This window comes from Actinoplanes sp. NPDC051475 (assembly GCF_040689425.1).
In the GTDB taxonomy this organism is placed as follows: domain Bacteria; phylum Actinomycetota; class Actinomycetes; order Mycobacteriales; family Micromonosporaceae; genus Actinoplanes.
In genome coordinates this window covers 883,291-899,312 of sequence record NZ_JBFAZZ010000001.1, presented here as the reverse complement: position 1 = coordinate 899,312, position 16,022 = coordinate 883,291, and the positions used below count along the sequence as shown (strand labels likewise).

Genomic DNA, 16,022 nt, shown 5'->3' with positions numbered 1-16,022 from the left:
CCCGGGGCGGGTCACGGTCGGCGGTGAGTCGGCCGTTCCGAGCGCCGGCCGGGGCTACCGGTCGCTGCGTGCGGGCGGGCGCAGCGTCCAGATCGGCGACGCACGCTACGTCGCCGAGCACCAGTGCGGTTTCTGGGACTTCCGGTCCTGATCAGTCGAAGTTCAGGCCGCCCGAGCGGGTGCGCTTCAGCTCGAAGAAGTCGGGGTAGCTCGCCAGCGCCACCGCGCCGTCGAAGATGCGCGCCGCCTGCTCGCCGCGCGGGATGCTGCTGAGCACCGGCCCGAAGAACGCGACGCCGTCGATGTGGATGGTGGGCGTGCCGACGTCGTCGCCGACCGGGTCCATGCCCTCGTGGTGGCTCTTGCGCAGGGCGGCGTCGTACTCGTCGGTCTGCGCCGCCGCGGCCAGCTCGGCCGGCAGGCCCACCTCGGCCAGCGCTTCGCGGACGACCGCCTCGAAGTCCTTGTTGTCCTGGTTGTGGATGCGGGTGCCGAGCGCGGTGTAAAGCGGCGCGAGGATCTGGTCGCCGTGCTGCTGCGCGGCGGCGGTGACCACCCGTACCGTGCCCAGCGAGCGGTCGACGAGCTCCCTGTACCACTCCGGGAGCTCGCGGTTCTCGTTGAGCACGTAGAGGCTCATCACGTGCCAGCGCAGGTCCAGGTCACGCTGCTGCTCGACCTCGAGGATCCAGCGGGAGGTGATCCAGGCGAACGGGCACGCCGGATCGAAGTAGAAGTCGACAGTCGTCATGCTCCGACGATAGGCGCCGGGCCCGCGTCCCCGCCCCGCGAAGCGGCGGATCCCGGTGTGGCGTCGGTCGCAGCTCCCGGTAAGGAGGCGCGCGGCTGATCCACCCGGTGCGGCAGCGCGACCAGCTCGAGCACCGCCTGCGCCGGACTGGCCCGGGCCGCGTGCAGGTCGAGCTCCCCGCCCTGCTCGCGGTGTTGTTCGGCCACGTGGTGCAGGGCCGAGACGCCGGCGCTGGCCAGATGGGTCACGCCGGTGAGGTCGACGCTGAGCGGCAAGTGCCCGCCGCGCGTGCGGTGCAGCAGCTCCTGCCGGAGCCGCACGGCGCCGGCGGCGTCGAGCGTGCCGCTGACCCGGACCTCCGTCCCGGTCACCTCGTCGATGCGCAGCGGCTCCCCGTCCGCGGACGCGAGGGCGGGCTGGTCCGGGCGGCCGGGCGACTGTGCCGGGCGCAGCAGCGGGTGCCGGATCGTCGCCGCCGTTCCCTCCGGGCCCGGCGCGACCCGCAGAGTGCCGACGAGCTGACCGGTCAGGGCCAGGCCGCGCCCGCGCAGCGACTGCCGGGCCGGTACGCGCCAGCTCCCGTGGTCGGTCACCTCCGCCTCGACCTGTCCGTCGGGGGCGAGGCGTACGGCCAGCCGGACGACGTCCTTGCCGGGCACGCCGTCGTAGCCGTGCTCGATCGCGTTGGTGATGAGCTCGCCCAGCGCGTGCTGGAGGACGAAGGCGTCCTCGGCGGTCGCCCCCACCGTGGCCAGCCAGCCGGCCAGCGCCACCCGGGAGGTCCGCAGCGAGGAGAGCTCGGCGGGCAGCTCGAGATCCAGCTCGGGCGGGGCGGTGACGCGGTGCGCGGCCAGCAGGGTGATGTCGTCGCTGTGCCCGGTGACGCGCACCATCAGCTCCACCGTCTGGGTGCACACGCGCTCGGCCGCGGTGGTTCCCGGGGCGTGCAGCGCCCGCCCTGCCGCGGCGGTGGCGGCCGTACGCGCCAGCTCCCCGGCGCTGTCCGCCGCAGGGACGCCGGGGCGCTCGAGGATGCCGTCGCTGTAGAGCAGCAGCAGGTCACCGAGGCCGAGGTGGCCGGTGCGGACGGGGAAGCCGCCGCCGGTGCCGAGCGGCGCACCACCGGTCGTGGGCAGGAAGCGGGTGCCGCCGTCCGCGGCGACCACGAGTGGCGCGGGGTGCCCCGCCGTGCAGTAGCTGAGCGTGCCGTCCGCCGGGTCGAGCAGCGCCAGGCAGACCGTGGTGGCGTGGGCCGCCGGCAGCCGCCGGGCGAACCGGTCGGCCGCGGCCAGCGCCTCGCCGATGTCCGCGCCGTCGTCGAGCCGGTCGCACAGCACCGCCCGCAGCTGACCCATCACGCCGGAGGCGGTGACGCCGTGCCCGACCACGTCGCCCACCACCAGCCCCACCGTCCCGTCGGCGCGGACCACGGCGTCGAACCAGTCGCCGCCGGCCGCCCGGTCGCTGTCCGCGAGCAGGTAGCTGGCCGAGATCTGGGCACCGGGCAGCACCGGGAGCCCGCCGGGCAACAGCTCGCGCTGGAGGGCGGTGATGACGTCGCGGGTCTGGTCGTAGCGCTCCTGCAGCTCCGCCGTCCGGCTCTCGGCGGCGAGCCGGGCCCGTACGGAGTCCGTCACGTCGAAGCCCGCGCCGATGACGCCCCGGATCGTGCCGTCCTCCCGGCGCCAGGGGGAGATGGTGAAGGTGGCGTACATCTCCAGCAATGAGCCGTCGGGCTGGGCCAGCGTCGCCCGCCACTCGGCCCCGGCGACCGGGGTGCCGGAGGCGTAGACGCCGGCGTACATCTCGAGCCACTGCTGGCCGCTGACGTCCGCGAGCGCCTCGCCGAGCGGCAGGCCCACCGCCTCGCGGCCGCCGAGCAGCACCCGGGTCGTCGCGTTGACGTAGGCGATCCGCAGGTCGGGGCCCTCGCAGACGATGACGATGAACGGCATCTGCTCGGCGGCGGAGATGATCACCTCCGGATCGCCGGCCTGCTCCTCGCCCATCCCACCCCGCGCTTTCCGTCGGCCCCGTGCCATCATCGTGCGCCGGCGCCCCGCCCGCACGGCGTGGCGGCCGGATTCACCGCCACGGGCCGCCCGGCGGGACGATCACAGCCCGGGGATGTCGAGGGTGTGCGCCGTGTGCGTGGCCTTCGTCGCGAGATAGCGCAGGTTGGCGGCGGACAGGTGCACCCCCGTCGGGATCCGCTCCTTGACCTCCACCCCGCAGGCCTGCAGCTGGGTGGCCTTGTCGGGGTTGTTGCTCAGCAGCCGGATCTTGTCCGCCCCGAGGGCCAGCAGCATCTGCGCCGCCGCGGTGTAGTCGCGCTCGTCCTCGCCGCGGCCCAGCGCCACGTTGGCCTCGTACGTGTCCAGGCCCGCCTCCTGCAGCGCGTACGCGTCGAGCTTCGCGTACAGGCCGATGCCGCGACCCTCCTGGCGCAGGTAGAGCAGCAGCCCGCCGCTGACGGTGATGCGCTCGACCGCCTCGCGCAGCTGTGGGCCGCAGTCGCACCGCTGGCTGCCGAAGACGTCGCCGGTGAGGCATTCGCTGTGCGGGCGCACCAGGGGGACGTCGCCGATCGCCCGCTCCCAGTCGCCGAGACCGAGCGCGATGTGCTCCCGGCCGTCGACGAGGCCGTCGAAGGTCAGGACGCGTGCGGTCGTCGTGTACCCGTCGGCGAAACGCAGGGGGACGGTCACGCGGGTCCGTACCGAAGCTTGCGGAGTGTCTCCCGACGCTTCCACCATCAATTCCCCTCCCTGATCGTGCACCGGCCGGAGAGCGCGTAGCGCAGCAGCACCACGTCGCCGATCTGGCGCACCTCGATGAGGTCGGCGCGGCGTTGCGGGCCCCACGGGAACTCGCCGTCGCCGACGAAGCGGGGCGCCTTGGAGTCGCCCACGAAGAACGGTGCGATCACCAGCTGCAGCTCGTCCGCGAGACCGGCGGTCAGGAACTGCGTGTGGACGGTGCCGCCGCCCTCGACCATCAGCCGCCTGATGCCGCGGCGGGCCAGGTCGGCGGTCACCCGTACCAGATCCACCGGGTCGCCGGCGTCGATCACGGTGGCGAGGCCGCCGAGCTTGCTGCGGGCCGAGGCCACCGACCGGCCGGCGCAGTAGACGAGCTTCTCGGCCTCGCCGAGGGTGAAGAACCGCGCCTGCGGGTCGAGGTCACAGCTGCCGGTGACGGTCACCTTGACCGGGTCGGGCCGCTGCCCCCGGGCGACGCGGGCGCGCCGCCGGGCCTCGTCGCGCACCAGCAGCCGCGGGTTGTCCTGGCGCACCGTGCCCGCGCCGACCATGATCGCGTCGCTGCCGGCCCGGACCTCGTCGACGCGGTCGAAGTCCGCGTCGTTGGACAGCAGCAGCCGCTGGTCGTCCGCGCTGTCGACGTATCCGTCGATGGACATGCCACAACTCAGCAGCACGTACGGCCGATCTTCCACCGCCCCAACATAGTGCGAGCGGAGGACGGCGGCATGACCGTCAGGCACCGCTGCCGACCAGCTCCCGCACCGGCGCCGCGGTTCCGGGACGGACCGGCAGGATCTCCAGGACCGCCGCCGCGGACCGCCCGGACCCCGTGACCTGCGGCTGGACCGTGATCCCGACCCGGGCCGTCGCCCGGCGCCGGGCGACGGCCCGGCTCAGGATCACGGCCAGACCCGGCAGCGCGGCGACGAAGGCGAACAGTCCGTAGACCACGGCGATCGTGAGGCCCTGAGCGGCGCTGAGCCCGGCCGCGCCGAACGCCCAGGCGGTCACGCCCTCGCGGGGTCCCCAGCCGCCGACGTTCAGCGGCAGCGCCATCGCCAGCAGCGCCAGCAGCATCAGCGGGGCGAGGCGCAGCAGCGACGCCTGGGAGCCGGCCGCCCGCGCCGCCACCACGAACGTCGCCAGGTGCCCGGCCAGGACGGCGGTGGAGGCGAGCACGATGCCCGGCCAGTTGCGGCGCGCGAGCAGGCCGGCCCGGATCTCGGCGACCGCGGTCCGGGCCGCGCGGGCCCACCTCGACGCGCCGCTGCGCAGCCGGCCCACGGCGATGACCAGCACGACCGCGGCGACCGCGAGGGTCCCGGCCGCGACCGCGACATCCGCGCCGTGCGCCCGCAGCTGCGTCAGAACCGGCGACGGTACGGTCAGCAGCACCGTCAGACCCACCGAGAGCAGCACGATCTGCCCCGCCGTACGTTCGAGCACCACGGCCCGCACGCTGCGGCCGACGTCGCCCTCTTCCCGGCCGTGCTGCACCGCGCGGTCGACGTCGCCGAGCACCCCGCCCGGCAGGGCCGCGTTGATGAACAGCGCCTTGTAGTAATCGGCGACCGCGGTGCGCAGCGAGAGCCGCAGGCCGAGGCCGCGGGCCACCAGGCACCAGCGCCAGGCGCAGAGCACGGTGGTGGCCACGCCGATCGCGAACGCGGCGCCGAGCGTGCCGGCGTCGATGACGCGCAGCCCGTCGAGGAACGCGCCGGTGCCCAGGCGCCAGAACAGCACGGCGAGGATCCCCACCCCGCCTAGCAGCCGCACCCACGCCCAGATCGATCGGTTCATTCCCCAGCCCCCTCCGCGTGACCCTTCCTGCGACTAATACGTCCGGCTGCCACGAGGCGGTTCAGTCTTTCTGCGCGAAAAGATCTTGATGTCCGACCGTGACCTTCAGCGTCCCGGCGGCGGCCGCCTCGAGCCGGGCCGCCAGATACTCGTCGGTGGCCAGGTCAGGGCGCTGATCGGCGGCCGCTCCCACCCAGCCGCGCAGCCATTCGGCGGTCAGCTCCGCGTGCTCCGCGCCGAGCCGCCACGGGCTCGGCCGGGTCGTCACCGCGGCCCCCGCCTTGGCGAAGGCCTCCGCGGCGGCGCCGACCGCCTCCGGCCCCAGCAGCCACCGGCCGCCGGTCTCGCGGCGCTGGTGCTCGTTGAAGGCGGCGGCCACGGCGGCGTCCAGCGGGTGCGGCGGGTCGAAGGTCACCTCGCCGTCCACGGAGAGGGTGAAGAGGACGGGCGTGCCGGCCGCGACGCAGACGTCGGCGAGCGCGGTGACCTCATCGGCGGTGAACAGGTCGAGCAGAGCGGAGCAGGTGACCAGCGACACCCCGGAGAGGTCCGCCGCGGTGAGCGTGGTCACATCACCCTCGACGGTCTCCACGGTGACCGAGCTGCCGTCGCCGGCGGCGTCCGGCACGTGCGCGGCGGCGTGGGCGAGCAGCGCCGGGTCCCGGTCCTGCAGGATCCACCGTTGCGGGCCGGGCAGCCGGGGAGCGAGCCACCGCGCCATCGATCCGGTGCCGCACCCGAGGTCGCGGACCACCAGGGTCCCGCCGGTCCGGAGCATGCCGGGCAGGTCGGTGGAGCGGGCGGCGGCGTCGGCCGGCTCGCGCAGGCCCAGCCAGTCGGTGCTGAACTCTCCGGTCATGGGTGAAGTACCTCACTCAATCGTCGTGTCGTCTCGTCCCAGCCGCGCAGGCCGGCCCGGCGCGCGCGGGCGGCGGCCCGCCACGACCGGCGCAGGCCGGCGTCGGTCAGCCACCTCCGCAGGGCCGTGGCCAGGGACTGTACGTCGCCGGGCGGCACCAGCCCACCCGGCACCGTGCCGTCCGGAGCCTGCCCGATCGCCTCGGGTACGCCCTCGACGGTGGTGCCCAGCACCGGGATGCCGCGCGCCAGGGCCTCGGTGACGACCATCCCGTACGTCTCCGCACGCGACGGGAGCACCAGCAGGTCGGCGGCGGCGTAGGAGCTCTCCAGCGCGGCGCCGGTCCTGGTGCCCGCGAAGTGGATCCGGTCGCCGGCGAGGGCCCGTACCCGGGCGGTGAAATCGGGTTCCCGATCCAGCGCGCCCACGCAGACGCATGCGACGTCGAGGTCGTCGAGGGTGCGCAGCGCCTCGGCCAGGACATCCTGGGCCTTGCGCGGCGTCACCGCGGCCACGCACAGCAGCCGGCCGCCGGTCACGCCGCCGGTGGCCAGCGGTGCGGGGTCCACGCCCGGAGGGGCCACGTGCACGCTGCCGGCCGGCAGGTCGTGCAGGGTCTCGATCCGCCTGGCGGCCCCTGTGCTGGTCGCCACCACGGCACGGGCCGCGTGCAGGGTCCGGCGCTCCCGGCCGGGCAGCTCCGGCGCGGCTCCGGTCTCGTCGCCGAGGGGCAGGTGCACCAGCACGACCAGGTCCAGCCGATCGGCCTCGGCCTCGACGACCTCCGGAACCGCGCAGGCGACGAGTCCGTCCAGCAGGGCCGTGGCGCCGTCCGGCAGTGCCGCCAGCTCGTCGGCGAGGCGGGCGGCGTCCCGCGCGGACGGGTACGGCCACGGCGCCGCGACCGCGATCTCGTGCACCTCGCGGGTCGCGGCCAGGCCGGTCAGGACCCGGCGGTCGTACGTGTTGCCGCCGCTGGGCGCTGCCGGGTCGTCGATGTCGCCCGGCAGCACCACATGGAGCGGATCGGTCACAGGTCCCGCTCGTAGCTCGCCCACGCGATGTGCGACTCGTGCAGGGTCACGGCGATTCCGGTGAGCCCGCTCGCACCGGCGCCGAGCTCGCCGTTCGCGGCCTTGCCCGCCAGCCGGTCGGCGATGACCTTGGCGAGGAACTCCGTGGACGTGTTGACGCCCCGGAAGTCCGCCTCGTCGTCGAGGTTGCGGTAGCTCAGGGCGCCGCAGATGGCGTGCAGCTCCTGGCTCGCCAGGCCGATGTCGACCACGATGTTGTCCGCGTCCAGCTCGGGACGCTTGAACGTCGCGTCCACGACGAACGTCGCGCCGTGCAGCTTCTGGGCCGGTCCGAAGACCTCGCCGGAGAAGCTGTGGGCGATCATGATGTGATCACGGACGGTGACGCTGAACATTCACTCTCCAGTCGGATAGGTGATGAGGTGGCACATCGCGGCCAGCTCCCCGCCGGCCAGCCGGGGCAGGACCGAGGGCAGCTCCGCGAAGTCCGACTCGCCGGTGAGCAGCGTGTCGAACACCGGGTCGGCGAGCAGGTCGAGGGCGACGGCCAGGCGGTCGGCGTACGAGCGGCGCCCGCGCCGGGCCGGGGCGATGCCGCCGACCTGGCTGCTGCGGATCGTCAGGCGTCGGGAGTGGAAGAACTCACCGAGGGGTACGCCCACCTGGCGGTCGCCGTACCAGCTGAGCTCGATGACCGTACCCTCGGCGGCCAGGAGCTCGAGCGAGCGGGTCAGGCCGGCCGAGGTGGCGCTGGCGTGCACGACCAGGTCGCAGTCGCCGGTGGCGTCAGCCGGCAGCGTGAACTCCACACCCAGCGCCCGGGCGACCCCGGCGCGTGCCGGGTCGGCGTCCACGAGCTGCACCTTCGCGGCAGGGAAGCGGGACAGGATCGCGGCGACGCTCGCGCCCACCATGCCGGCGCCGACCACGGCGATCCGGTCGCCGACCAGGGGTGCCGCGTCCCACAACGCGTTCAGGGCGGTCTCCACCGTGCCGGCGAGCACGGCCCGCGACGGCGGTACGGACGCCGGCACGACGGTGACCGCCTCCACCGGTACGACATAGTGGGTCTGGTGCGGGTACAGGCAGAACACCGTGCGGCCGACCAGGTGTGCCGGGCCCTGTTCGACGACGCCGACGCTGAGGTAGCCGTACTTGACCGGGGCGGGGAAGTCGCCCTCCTGGAACGGGGCGCGCATGGCCGCGTGCTGGCTCTCCGGAACGCCGCCGCGGAACACGAGCGTCTCCGTGCCCCGGCTCACCCCGGAGTGCAGCGTGCGAACCAGCACCTCGTCCGGGCCGGGATCCGGCAGCGCCACCTCCCGGATCTCGCCTTCGCCCGGCGTGGCCAGCCAGAACGCCTGGGCCGTACGTGTCATGGGGTGGATTCTCCTCGGACGGTGAACCGAACTTGGCGATAGCGCGTGTTCACGGGTGGACTGCGGCAACCATACGCGGGACCCGATCTTGCGGATCCGGAGGCAGAGTGACTATGAGTATCGGCACGATGACGGCACGTTCGGGGCGGGGGCCGCTCGTGGGCGTGGCCGTCCAGCTCGTGCTCATGGCCGTCCTGGCGGCGACGTCGGGGCTGAGCCTCGCCGGCTGGCTCGCCGGTACGGCCTACGCCGTCGTGCTCTGCATGCTCCTGCGTACGGGCCTCCGCCGCGCCGGGATGGACGCGCTCGGCCCGGCGAACACGGTGACCCTGGGCCGCGCCACCCTCGTCGGCGCGGTGACCGCGCTGGTGGTGACCTCGTTCGACGCTCCGGTGAGCCTGCCTGTGCTGGTCACGCTGGTCGCCGTCGCGCTCGCCCTGGACGCCGTCGACGGCCAGGTCGCCCGCCGTACCAACAGCACGACGGCCCTCGGCGCTCGCTTCGACATGGAGGTCGACTCCATCCTGGCCCTCGTGCTGAGCGTCTTCGTCGCCGAGACGTTCGGCTGGTGGGCAGTGGCGCTGGGCGGCTTCCGCTACGCCTTCGTCGTGGCGTCCTGGGCGGCGCCGTGGCTCGACGCCGCACTCCCGCCCCGGTTCTCCCGCAAGGTCGTGGCCGCGGTGCAGGGCGTGGTCCTCGTGGTCGCCACGGCCCGGTTGCTGCCCGACGCCGTGCTGCTCGTCGCGGTGGCCGCCGTCGCGGTCTCGCTGGTCTGGTCGTTCGGCCTCGACATCGCCTGGCTGTGGCGCGCCGAGCGGGCCCGCCGGGCCGCCGTCGCCACGGTTGCCGCCGTGGCGCGCCCGGTGCCGCGCCCGGCCCGGCGCATCCGCCGCCCCGCCTCGGCCAGCGCCTGACCCTTCCTCAACGCACCCGCCGGATCGCGTCCGGCGGGGCTGCGGGAACCGCGTCCGGATGCAGGATCGCCGCGATCGCCTCGACCCCCTCGACCAGCCGCGGGCCGGGACGCACCACCAGGCCGTCGCCGTCGATGGCCCACACCTGAGCCGCGGGGAAATGCGGCACGACCCGGGCCGCCTGCTCGACGGCACCGGCCAGGTGGAAGCCGCACGGCGTGACCAGCACGACGTCCGGGCGGGCGGCGGCCAGCTCCGTCCACGTCGTCTCCTCGGAGCGCCGGCCCGGACGCGCCGCCACCGGCTCACCACCGGCGGCGGCCACCAGGTCAGGCACCCAGTGACCGCCGGTGAACGGCGGGTCGACCCACTCGACGATCGCCACCCGCGGCCGGGGCCGTCCCGCGACCGCCGCGGCCACGGCGTCCAGCCGGGCGCGCAGTCCCGACACCAGCGCGGCGGCCCGCTGCGGCACCCCGGCGCGGTCTCCCACCTCGGTTATCGTCGCCAGCACCTCCTCGAGGGAGTACGGATCCAGCGACAGCACGTCCGCGCGGCAGCCGAGGTGGTCCAGCGCACCGGAGACCTGACCGGAGGGCAGTGCGCACACCCGGCACAGGTCCTGCGTGAGGATCAGCTCCGGGTCCAGCCCGGCCAGCGCCCCGGCGTGCAGCGTGTAGAGGTCGGCCCCCGCCGCCATCTGCGCCTTCACGTACGCGTCGATCTCCGCGGGGGACATGCCGCGGGTGTCCCGGCCGCCGACCACGACCGTCTTGTCCCGCCGGGCCCGCGGTGGTTCGTCGCACTCGAACGTGACGCCGACCAGGTCGTCGCCGAGGCCCAGGGCGTACACGATCTCGGTGGCGGACGGCAGCAGGGAGACCAGGCGCATACCCGGGAGTCTGCCGCAGCCCGTGCCTAGCCGTTCACTCGCGCGACGAGATCGAACGCGGCCGGGAGGCAGGTGCTCCAGTAGGCGAAGTTGTGCCGGCCGGCGGCGTAGCTTCCCCCCGCCTTGGGCTGCGGCAACGCCCGCTCCAGCGCCCGTACGTCGGTGAGCAGCCCGTCGTCGGTGCCGCACCACAGCCCGACCCGGACGTCGCGCAGGGCGGCCACGTGAGTGAAGACGTCATCTCCGGGCGACACCGCGGGCGAGAAGGCGGCGACCGCCCCCGCGAATCCGGGGAAGGTCTCGGCCAGCAGGAGGGCGCCGTAGCCGCCCATCGACCAGCCGGCCACCGCGAAGCGCCCGGTGTCGAACCCCCGCTCGGCGCACCAGGCCGGGATGTCCTCGTGGACCATCCGCTGCGGGTCGTCGCCGCCCGACGGTCGCCACGAGAGCCGGCCCCCGGTCGCGCCGGCGAGGACGAACGGCGCGTTGCCCCGGCGGACCGAGTCGGTGACGAACCGGCCCAGGCCGAGCGCGGGGAAGTCGGCGGCGGTCTTGGAGGCGCCGTGCAGGACGAGGCATACCGGCAGGCCCCGGCCGTCGCCGTGGCCGGCCGGGACGGCGGTGTAGAAGTCGACGGTGCGGCCCCGGGCGGGGGAATGCCGCTGCTCGAGGCGCTCGTCGCCCAGCGGTGCGTCGGGGATCACCGGCTCGGCGGCGTACCGCTGCCGGGCGTACCCGCCGGCGGCGGCGACCGCTACCGCGGCTCCGGTGCCGGTCAGCAGGGTGCGTCTGTCCATCAGCCGATCAACGCGCCGCGAGCGGCGGCGTGACGGCCTCGCGGTCAGCGGCAGCCGGGCCCGGCGGCCTGTCCCCGGACGATCCGGTACGCCGAGATGTCGCCGTCCACGTACGGCTTCAGGTCGGCCGTGCGCGTGGGAGCCGTGCCGTGCTGGGCGACGTACGCGACGATCGCCCCGTCGACCGTGCGGCAGGTGGCCTGCTGCGAGACCTTGGCGGCCTTGTCCGTGAGGTGGCTCGTGTTCACCACAGCGTAAGACACGCCGCCGATACTCACAGTGATAGCCACGGCCATGGCCAGCTCGCTCAGGTTCACTTGATCTCCCGCTCGGACCCGACGGCTCGGTGCCGGCGAGGGTGCAGAGGAAAGATACATAGCGTAGTCAGCAAGCCGCAACAGTCGGGATTATCACTCTGAGTAAGCTCGGGAGGCGTTTGCCTCGCCGGGCCGACACGGGGGAAATATAGCGAAACAGCCGTGGTAGTCCGGTTCCTACCTGTATGACGGTTTCATGATTGAGTTGACGAGGCGGGAAAAGAAGATCATCGGGTGCATGGCGCTGGTGTGCCTGGTGTCCGGCGCGGGCGCGGTGATCGCGGGCGCCGTCGACGACCGCGGCGGCGCACCCGAACCGGGCGAGCGGACCGTGATCGCCGGCGCCGAGGAGGCGCTGGGCGCGGCCGCCCGCCCCGGCGTCGCGGCCCGCCCGGGGGTCACGCCGCCGCAGCTGCCCGGCCCGCAGCCCCCGGCCCCGGCCCGGATCCTGACCCTGACACCGGGGACTCCTATGACGACCGCGGCGGCGACCGCTGCCGCAGGCGCCGCTGCGGGCACTACGGTGGGCACCGCTGCGACGACCGGCGCGGCACCGGCGCCGGCCACCGTCGCGCCGCAGCAGCCGACGGTCTTGCCCCGCCCCCCGGTGGTGATGCGCCCCCCAGTGCCGACGCCGACGACGGCCACCACCCGGCCGGTGCCGCACCGGCCCACCAGGCCGCCGGCCACCGTTCCGGCCACGACGCCGGCCACCGTTCCGGCGACGACGCCCGCCACCGTTCCGGCAACCACGCCGGCCACCACTCCGGCGACGACACCCGCCACCACGCCGGCCACCACTCCGGCCACCGTTCCGGCGACGACTCCGGCCACCGTCCCCGCCACCACTCCGGTCACGACACCGGTCACGACACCGGTCACGACGCCGGCCACCGATGAGCCGGCCGCCCCGATCCCGGCGAAGTCCGAACCGCAGGACGACGACGCGCACGACTTCCCGTGGGAGCCGGGCACCGGCGGCCTGCCCGGATCGGACTCGGTGAGCTGGCCGCCGGCCGTGCCGGACGGGAACCCCTTCGGGTAGATCCACGGAGGGTCATACGATCAGCGGCGGGAACTGAGTTCGCCCGCGGCGCAAGGCCGGCGGCGGACCCGGAAAAGCACGCACGGAGGGATGACATGAGCACCGAGACGCTGGAGTTCCAGGCCGAAGCGCGCCAGCTCCTGCAGCTGATGGTCCACTCGATCTACTCGAACAAGGACATCTTCCTGCGCGAGCTGATCTCCAACGCCTCCGACGCCCTGGACAAGCGGCGCCTGGCCGGCCTGCACGACGAGGCGCTCCGGGCCGAGGACCTGCACATCGAGATCGAGGCCGACAAGGACGCCCGCACGCTGACCGTGCGCGACAACGGCATCGGCATGTCCCGCGACGAGGTCGTCGAACTCATCGGCACGATCGCCCGGTCCGGCACCGCCGAGATGCTGCGCCGGCTCAAGGAGAACCAGGAGTCGGCCGAGCTCATCGGCCAGTTCGGCGTCGGCTTCTACTCCACGTTCATGGTGGCGGACAACGTCACCCTGGTCACCCGCAAGGCCGGCGAGGACACCGGCACGCGCTGGGAGTCGGCCGGCGAGGGGACGTACACGATCGAGGAGGTCACGGACGCGCCCACCGGCACCGCCGTGACCGTCCACCTGCGTCCGAAGGACGAGGAGGACGCGCTCTACGACTACGCCGACGAATGGAAGATCCGGGAGATCGTCAAGCGGTACTCCGACTTCATCTCGTTCCCCATCCGCCTGATCAAGGGCGAGGGCGAGCCGGAGACCCTCAACTCCATGAAGGCGCTGTGGGCCCGGCCGCGCTCCGAGGTCAAGGACGAGGAGTACGCCGAGTTCTACCGGCACGTCAGCCACGACTGGACCGACCCGCTCGAGATCATCAATCTCAAGGCGGAGGGCACGTTCGAGTACGAGGCGCTGCTGTTCATCCCGTCGCGGGCACCGCACGACCTCTTCCAGCGCGACGCGCGCCGCGGCATCCAGCTCTACGTCAAGCGCGTGTTCATCATGGACGACAGCCGCGAGCTGATTCCCGACTACCTGCGCTTCGTCAAGGGTGTCGTGGACGCGGCCGACCTGTCGCTGAACATCTCCCGCGAGATCCTCCAGCAGGACCGGCACATCCAGATGATCCGGCGCCGGCTCGCGAAGAAGGTCCTCTCCACGGTCCGGGACCTCATGGCGAAGGACCCGGAGAAGTACCGCACCTTCTGGCGCGAGTTCGGGCGGGCGGTCAAGGAGGGCCTGCTCGGCGAGGCCGACGACCAGAAGGCGATCCTGGACGTCGCGTCGTTCGCCTCCACCGCGAGCGAGGAGCCGACCACCCTGGCCGACTACGTGTCGCGGATGAAGGAGGGACAGGACGCGATCTACTTCATGACCGGCGAGAGCCGGGCCCAGGTCGAGAACTCCCCGCACATGGAGGCGTTCAAGGCCCGGGGGTACGAGGTCCTGCTGCTCACCGACCCGGTGGACGAGATCTGGGTGGAGGCGGTGCCCGAGTACGACGGGAAGAAGCTCCAGTCGATCGCGCGCGGCTCCGTCGACCTGGCGTCGGACGAGAAGCCCTCGGAGGAACAGACCGGCGAGTACGCGCCGCTGCTGACCTGGCTGGGCGGGACGCTCGACGAGGTCAAGGAGGTGCGGCTGTCCACCCGGCTCACCACCTCGCCGGCCTGCCTGGTCAGCGACGCCGACGACATCACCCCGACCCTGGAGAAGATGTACCGCGCGATGGGGCAGGAGGTGCCGCCGGTCAAGCGCATCCTCGAGCTCAACCCGGAGCACCCGCTGGTGAGCGCGCTGCGCGACGCGTACGCCCGGAAGGCCGACGATCCGGCCCTGCCGGAGACCGCCGAGCTGCTGTACGGCACCGCGCTGCTGGCCGAGGGCGGGGACCTGACCGACCCGGCCAGGTTCGCGAAGCTGCTCGCCGACCGGCTCGCCCGTACCGTCTGACCATGATCTTCGTCGCCCGGGCCCCGCGGAGGGCCCGGGTGGCGGGGAGCCCGGACTAGGGTCGGGCCATGAGTGTCGAATCCATCGAAATCCGTCTCGCCGCGCGCCCGCAGGGGTGGCCGACCGCCGAGACGTTCGAGACCGCCCGCACCGAGGTGCCCGACCCGGCCCCGGGCCAGCTCCTCGTGCGCAACATGCTGATGAGCGTCGACCCGTACATGCGCGGCCGGATGAACGACCGCGAGTCCTACGTGCCGCCGTTCCAGGTCGGCGAGCCCCTCGACGGCGGCGCGGTCGGTGAGGTGGTCACCAGCGAGGCCGACGGTTTCAAGCCCGGAGACATCGTGCTGCACGGCCTCGGCTGGCGCGAGTACGCCCTCGTGCCCGCGAAGGCGGCGGCCAAGGTGGACCCGTCGGTGGCGCCGCTGGGTGCGTACCTGGGTGTGCTGGGCATGACCGGGCTGACCGCGTACGCCGGACTGCTGCGCAGCGCGGAGTTCAAGGCGGGCGACGTCGTCTTCGTCTCCAGCGCCGCCGGGGCGGTCGGCCAGGTCGTGGGCCAGCTCGCCCGGCTCAAGGGTGCCGCCCGCGTCATCGGCAGCGCGGGCTCGGCGGAGAAGGTGGCGTACCTGCGCGACGAGCTCGGCTTCGACGCGGCGTTCGACTACCACGACGGCCCGGTGCTCGACCAGCTCCGCGCGGCCGCCCCCGACGGCATCGACGTCTACTTCGACAACGTCGGCGGCGACCACCTGGAGGCCGCGATCTCGGCGCTGAACGTGCACGGCCGGATCTGCGTCTGCGGCATGATCAGCGTCTACAACGCCACCGAGCCCACCCCCGCGCCCCGCAACCTGGCCGACGTCATCGGCAAGCGGATCACGCTGCGCGGCATGCTCGTACGCGACCACGGCGACCTCCGCGACCAGTTCGTCGGGGACGTCGCCCCGGCGCTCGCGGACGGCCGCATCCGGCACCGCGAGACGATCTTCGAGGGCCTGGCGTCGGCCCCGGAGGCGTTCCTGGCCATGATGCGCGGCGACGGCGTCGGCAAGAACCTGGTGCGGATCGCCTGACCGCCGCCTCCGCACCGGCGCGGTGGCGTGATGTCATGGGGGCATGCCGACGATCTTTTCCAGAATCATCAGCGGCGAGCTGCCCGGCCGGATCGTCTGGTCCGACGACCGGGTCGCCGCGTTCCTCACCATCGCGCCGCTGACGCCCGGGCACACCCTGGTGGTGCCCCGGGCCGAGGTCGACGAGTGGACGGACCTCGAGCCCGAGCTGGTCGCCCACCTGATGACCGTGAGCCACACCGTCGGCGCCGCCCTCAAGCGGGCCTTCGACGCCCCGCGCATCGGGCTGATCGTCGCAGGGTTCGAGGTGCCCCACGCCCACGTGCACGTCTTCCCGGCGCACGACATGGCGGATTTCGACTTCGCCAGGGCGAACGCCGACGTCAGCGCCGAGGAGCTGGACGCGAACCACCAGCGCATCCTCGCCGCTGTGGGAAGGGACACCTGACCGGG

Annotated in this window: 17 protein-coding genes; 5 read left to right on the top strand and 12 right to left on the bottom strand. The window is 73.5% G+C overall.

Features of this window, described 5'->3' with window-relative positions; all coding sequences use genetic code 11:
- Positions 1-151: 151 nt before the first annotated feature.
- From AB0368_RS04185 to AB0368_RS04145, 9 genes are all read right to left on the bottom strand, one after another.
- Positions 152-751, bottom strand: a complete 600-nt coding sequence (locus tag AB0368_RS04185; protein WP_366152298.1) for a DsbA family protein — start codon at positions 749-751, stop codon at positions 152-154.
- Positions 748-2,760, bottom strand: coding sequence for a SpoIIE family protein phosphatase (locus AB0368_RS04180; RefSeq protein ID WP_366152297.1), 2,013 nt, complete (start codon positions 2,758-2,760; stop codon positions 748-750). Before AB0368_RS04180 ends, AB0368_RS04185 begins: the two co-directional genes overlap by 4 nt.
- Positions 2,761-2,865: 105 nt before the next feature.
- Complete coding sequence (ribA, locus tag AB0368_RS04175; RefSeq protein ID WP_366152296.1) at positions 2,866-3,507, bottom strand: GTP cyclohydrolase II; 642 nt, start codon at positions 3,505-3,507, stop codon at positions 2,866-2,868.
- A complete protein-coding gene (locus AB0368_RS04170; protein ID WP_366152295.1) occupies positions 3,507-4,208 on the bottom strand; it encodes a dihydrofolate reductase family protein in 702 nt (233 codons plus the stop codon). Before AB0368_RS04170 ends, ribA begins: the two co-directional genes overlap by 1 nt.
- A 40-nt stretch (positions 4,209-4,248) precedes the next feature.
- A complete protein-coding gene (locus tag AB0368_RS04165) occupies positions 4,249-5,316 on the bottom strand; it encodes a lysylphosphatidylglycerol synthase transmembrane domain-containing protein (RefSeq protein ID WP_366152294.1) in 1,068 nt (355 codons plus the stop codon).
- A gap of 61 nt (positions 5,317-5,377) precedes the next feature.
- Entirely contained in the window at positions 5,378-6,175 is a 798-nt protein-coding gene (locus tag AB0368_RS04160) for a class I SAM-dependent methyltransferase (protein ID WP_366152293.1), read from the bottom strand.
- Positions 6,172-7,209, bottom strand: coding sequence for a glycosyltransferase family 4 protein (locus AB0368_RS04155; protein ID WP_366152292.1), 1,038 nt, complete (start codon positions 7,207-7,209; stop codon positions 6,172-6,174). The genes AB0368_RS04160 and AB0368_RS04155 overlap by 4 nt, the downstream gene beginning before the upstream one ends.
- Entirely contained in the window at positions 7,206-7,604 is a 399-nt protein-coding gene (locus tag AB0368_RS04150; protein WP_366152291.1) for a 6-carboxytetrahydropterin synthase, read from the bottom strand. Before AB0368_RS04150 ends, AB0368_RS04155 begins: the two co-directional genes overlap by 4 nt.
- Positions 7,605-8,588 carry a dehydrogenase gene (locus tag AB0368_RS04145; RefSeq protein WP_366152290.1) on the bottom strand — a complete coding sequence of 328 codons (984 nt, stop codon included), beginning with the start codon at positions 8,586-8,588 and terminating at the stop codon, positions 7,605-7,607.
- A 128-nt stretch (positions 8,589-8,716) separates the two neighbouring features.
- Here AB0368_RS04145 and AB0368_RS04140 point away from each other — a divergent pair, with 128 nt between their 5' ends.
- Positions 8,717-9,502 (top strand): CDP-alcohol phosphatidyltransferase family protein, encoded by a 786-nt coding sequence (locus AB0368_RS04140; protein WP_366152289.1) that lies wholly within the window; start codon positions 8,717-8,719, stop codon positions 9,500-9,502.
- A gap of 7 nt (positions 9,503-9,509) precedes the next feature.
- Here the strand turns inward: AB0368_RS04140 and AB0368_RS04135 are convergent, their stop codons facing one another.
- From AB0368_RS04135 to AB0368_RS04125, 3 genes are read right to left on the bottom strand one after another with little or no spacing between them, the layout of a single operon-like run.
- Positions 9,510-10,394, bottom strand: coding sequence for an ABC transporter substrate-binding protein (locus AB0368_RS04135; RefSeq protein ID WP_366152288.1), 885 nt, complete (start codon positions 10,392-10,394; stop codon positions 9,510-9,512).
- A 26-nt stretch (positions 10,395-10,420) separates the two neighbouring features.
- Positions 10,421-11,191, bottom strand: coding sequence for an alpha/beta hydrolase-fold protein (locus tag AB0368_RS04130; RefSeq protein ID WP_366152287.1), 771 nt, complete (start codon positions 11,189-11,191; stop codon positions 10,421-10,423).
- A gap of 44 nt (positions 11,192-11,235) precedes the next feature.
- A complete protein-coding gene (locus tag AB0368_RS04125; protein ID WP_366152286.1) occupies positions 11,236-11,454 on the bottom strand; it encodes a hypothetical protein in 219 nt (72 codons plus the stop codon).
- A gap of 250 nt (positions 11,455-11,704) precedes the next feature.
- Here AB0368_RS04125 and AB0368_RS04120 point away from each other — a divergent pair, with 250 nt between their 5' ends.
- From AB0368_RS04120 to AB0368_RS04105, 4 genes are all read left to right on the top strand, one after another.
- The gene (locus AB0368_RS04120; protein WP_366152285.1) at positions 11,705-12,553 is read left to right on the top strand and encodes a hypothetical protein; all 849 of its coding nucleotides are present in this window, start codon (positions 11,705-11,707) and stop codon (positions 12,551-12,553) included.
- Between the two features lie 95 nt (positions 12,554-12,648).
- On the top strand, positions 12,649-14,493 hold the full coding sequence (htpG, locus tag AB0368_RS04115) for a molecular chaperone HtpG (RefSeq protein WP_366152284.1): 1,845 nt from the start codon (positions 12,649-12,651) through the stop codon (positions 14,491-14,493).
- 68 nt (positions 14,494-14,561) lie between these two features.
- Positions 14,562-15,569 (top strand): NADP-dependent oxidoreductase, encoded by a 1,008-nt coding sequence (locus AB0368_RS04110; protein ID WP_366152283.1) that lies wholly within the window; start codon positions 14,562-14,564, stop codon positions 15,567-15,569.
- 43 nt (positions 15,570-15,612) lie between these two features.
- The gene (locus AB0368_RS04105) at positions 15,613-16,017 is read left to right on the top strand and encodes an HIT family protein (protein WP_366152282.1); all 405 of its coding nucleotides are present in this window, start codon (positions 15,613-15,615) and stop codon (positions 16,015-16,017) included.
- The last annotated feature ends 5 nt before the right edge of the window (positions 16,018-16,022 follow it).

Bases quoted from the DNA above. Each gene is read 5' to 3' on its own strand.
- AB0368_RS04185 (WP_366152298.1), bottom strand. From the start codon at position 751: ATGACGACTGTCGACTTCTACTTCGATCCGGCGTGCCCGTTCGCCTGG.
- AB0368_RS04105 (WP_366152282.1), top strand. From the start codon at position 15,613: ATGCCGACGATCTTTTCCAGAATCATCAGCGGCGAGCTGCCCGGCCGG.
- htpG (WP_366152284.1), top strand. From the start codon at position 12,649: ATGAGCACCGAGACGCTGGAGTTCCAGGCCGAAGCGCGCCAGCTCCTG.
- AB0368_RS04140 (WP_366152289.1), top strand. From the start codon at position 8,717: ATGACGGCACGTTCGGGGCGGGGGCCGCTCGTGGGCGTGGCCGTCCAG.
- AB0368_RS04165 (WP_366152294.1), bottom strand. From the start codon at position 5,316: ATGAACCGATCGATCTGGGCGTGGGTGCGGCTGCTAGGCGGGGTGGGG.
- AB0368_RS04135 (WP_366152288.1), bottom strand. From the start codon at position 10,394: ATGCGCCTGGTCTCCCTGCTGCCGTCCGCCACCGAGATCGTGTACGCC.
- AB0368_RS04150 (WP_366152291.1), bottom strand. From the start codon at position 7,604: ATGTTCAGCGTCACCGTCCGTGATCACATCATGATCGCCCACAGCTTC.
- AB0368_RS04160 (WP_366152293.1), bottom strand. From the start codon at position 6,175: ATGACCGGAGAGTTCAGCACCGACTGGCTGGGCCTGCGCGAGCCGGCC.
- AB0368_RS04180 (WP_366152297.1), bottom strand. From the start codon at position 2,760: ATGGGCGAGGAGCAGGCCGGCGATCCGGAGGTGATCATCTCCGCCGCC.
- ribA (WP_366152296.1), bottom strand. From the start codon at position 3,507: ATGGTGGAAGCGTCGGGAGACACTCCGCAAGCTTCGGTACGGACCCGC.
- AB0368_RS04145 (WP_366152290.1), bottom strand. From the start codon at position 8,588: ATGACACGTACGGCCCAGGCGTTCTGGCTGGCCACGCCGGGCGAAGGC.
- AB0368_RS04130 (WP_366152287.1), bottom strand. From the start codon at position 11,191: ATGGACAGACGCACCCTGCTGACCGGCACCGGAGCCGCGGTAGCGGTC.
- AB0368_RS04110 (WP_366152283.1), top strand. From the start codon at position 14,562: ATGAGTGTCGAATCCATCGAAATCCGTCTCGCCGCGCGCCCGCAGGGG.
- AB0368_RS04120 (WP_366152285.1), top strand. From the start codon at position 11,705: ATGATTGAGTTGACGAGGCGGGAAAAGAAGATCATCGGGTGCATGGCG.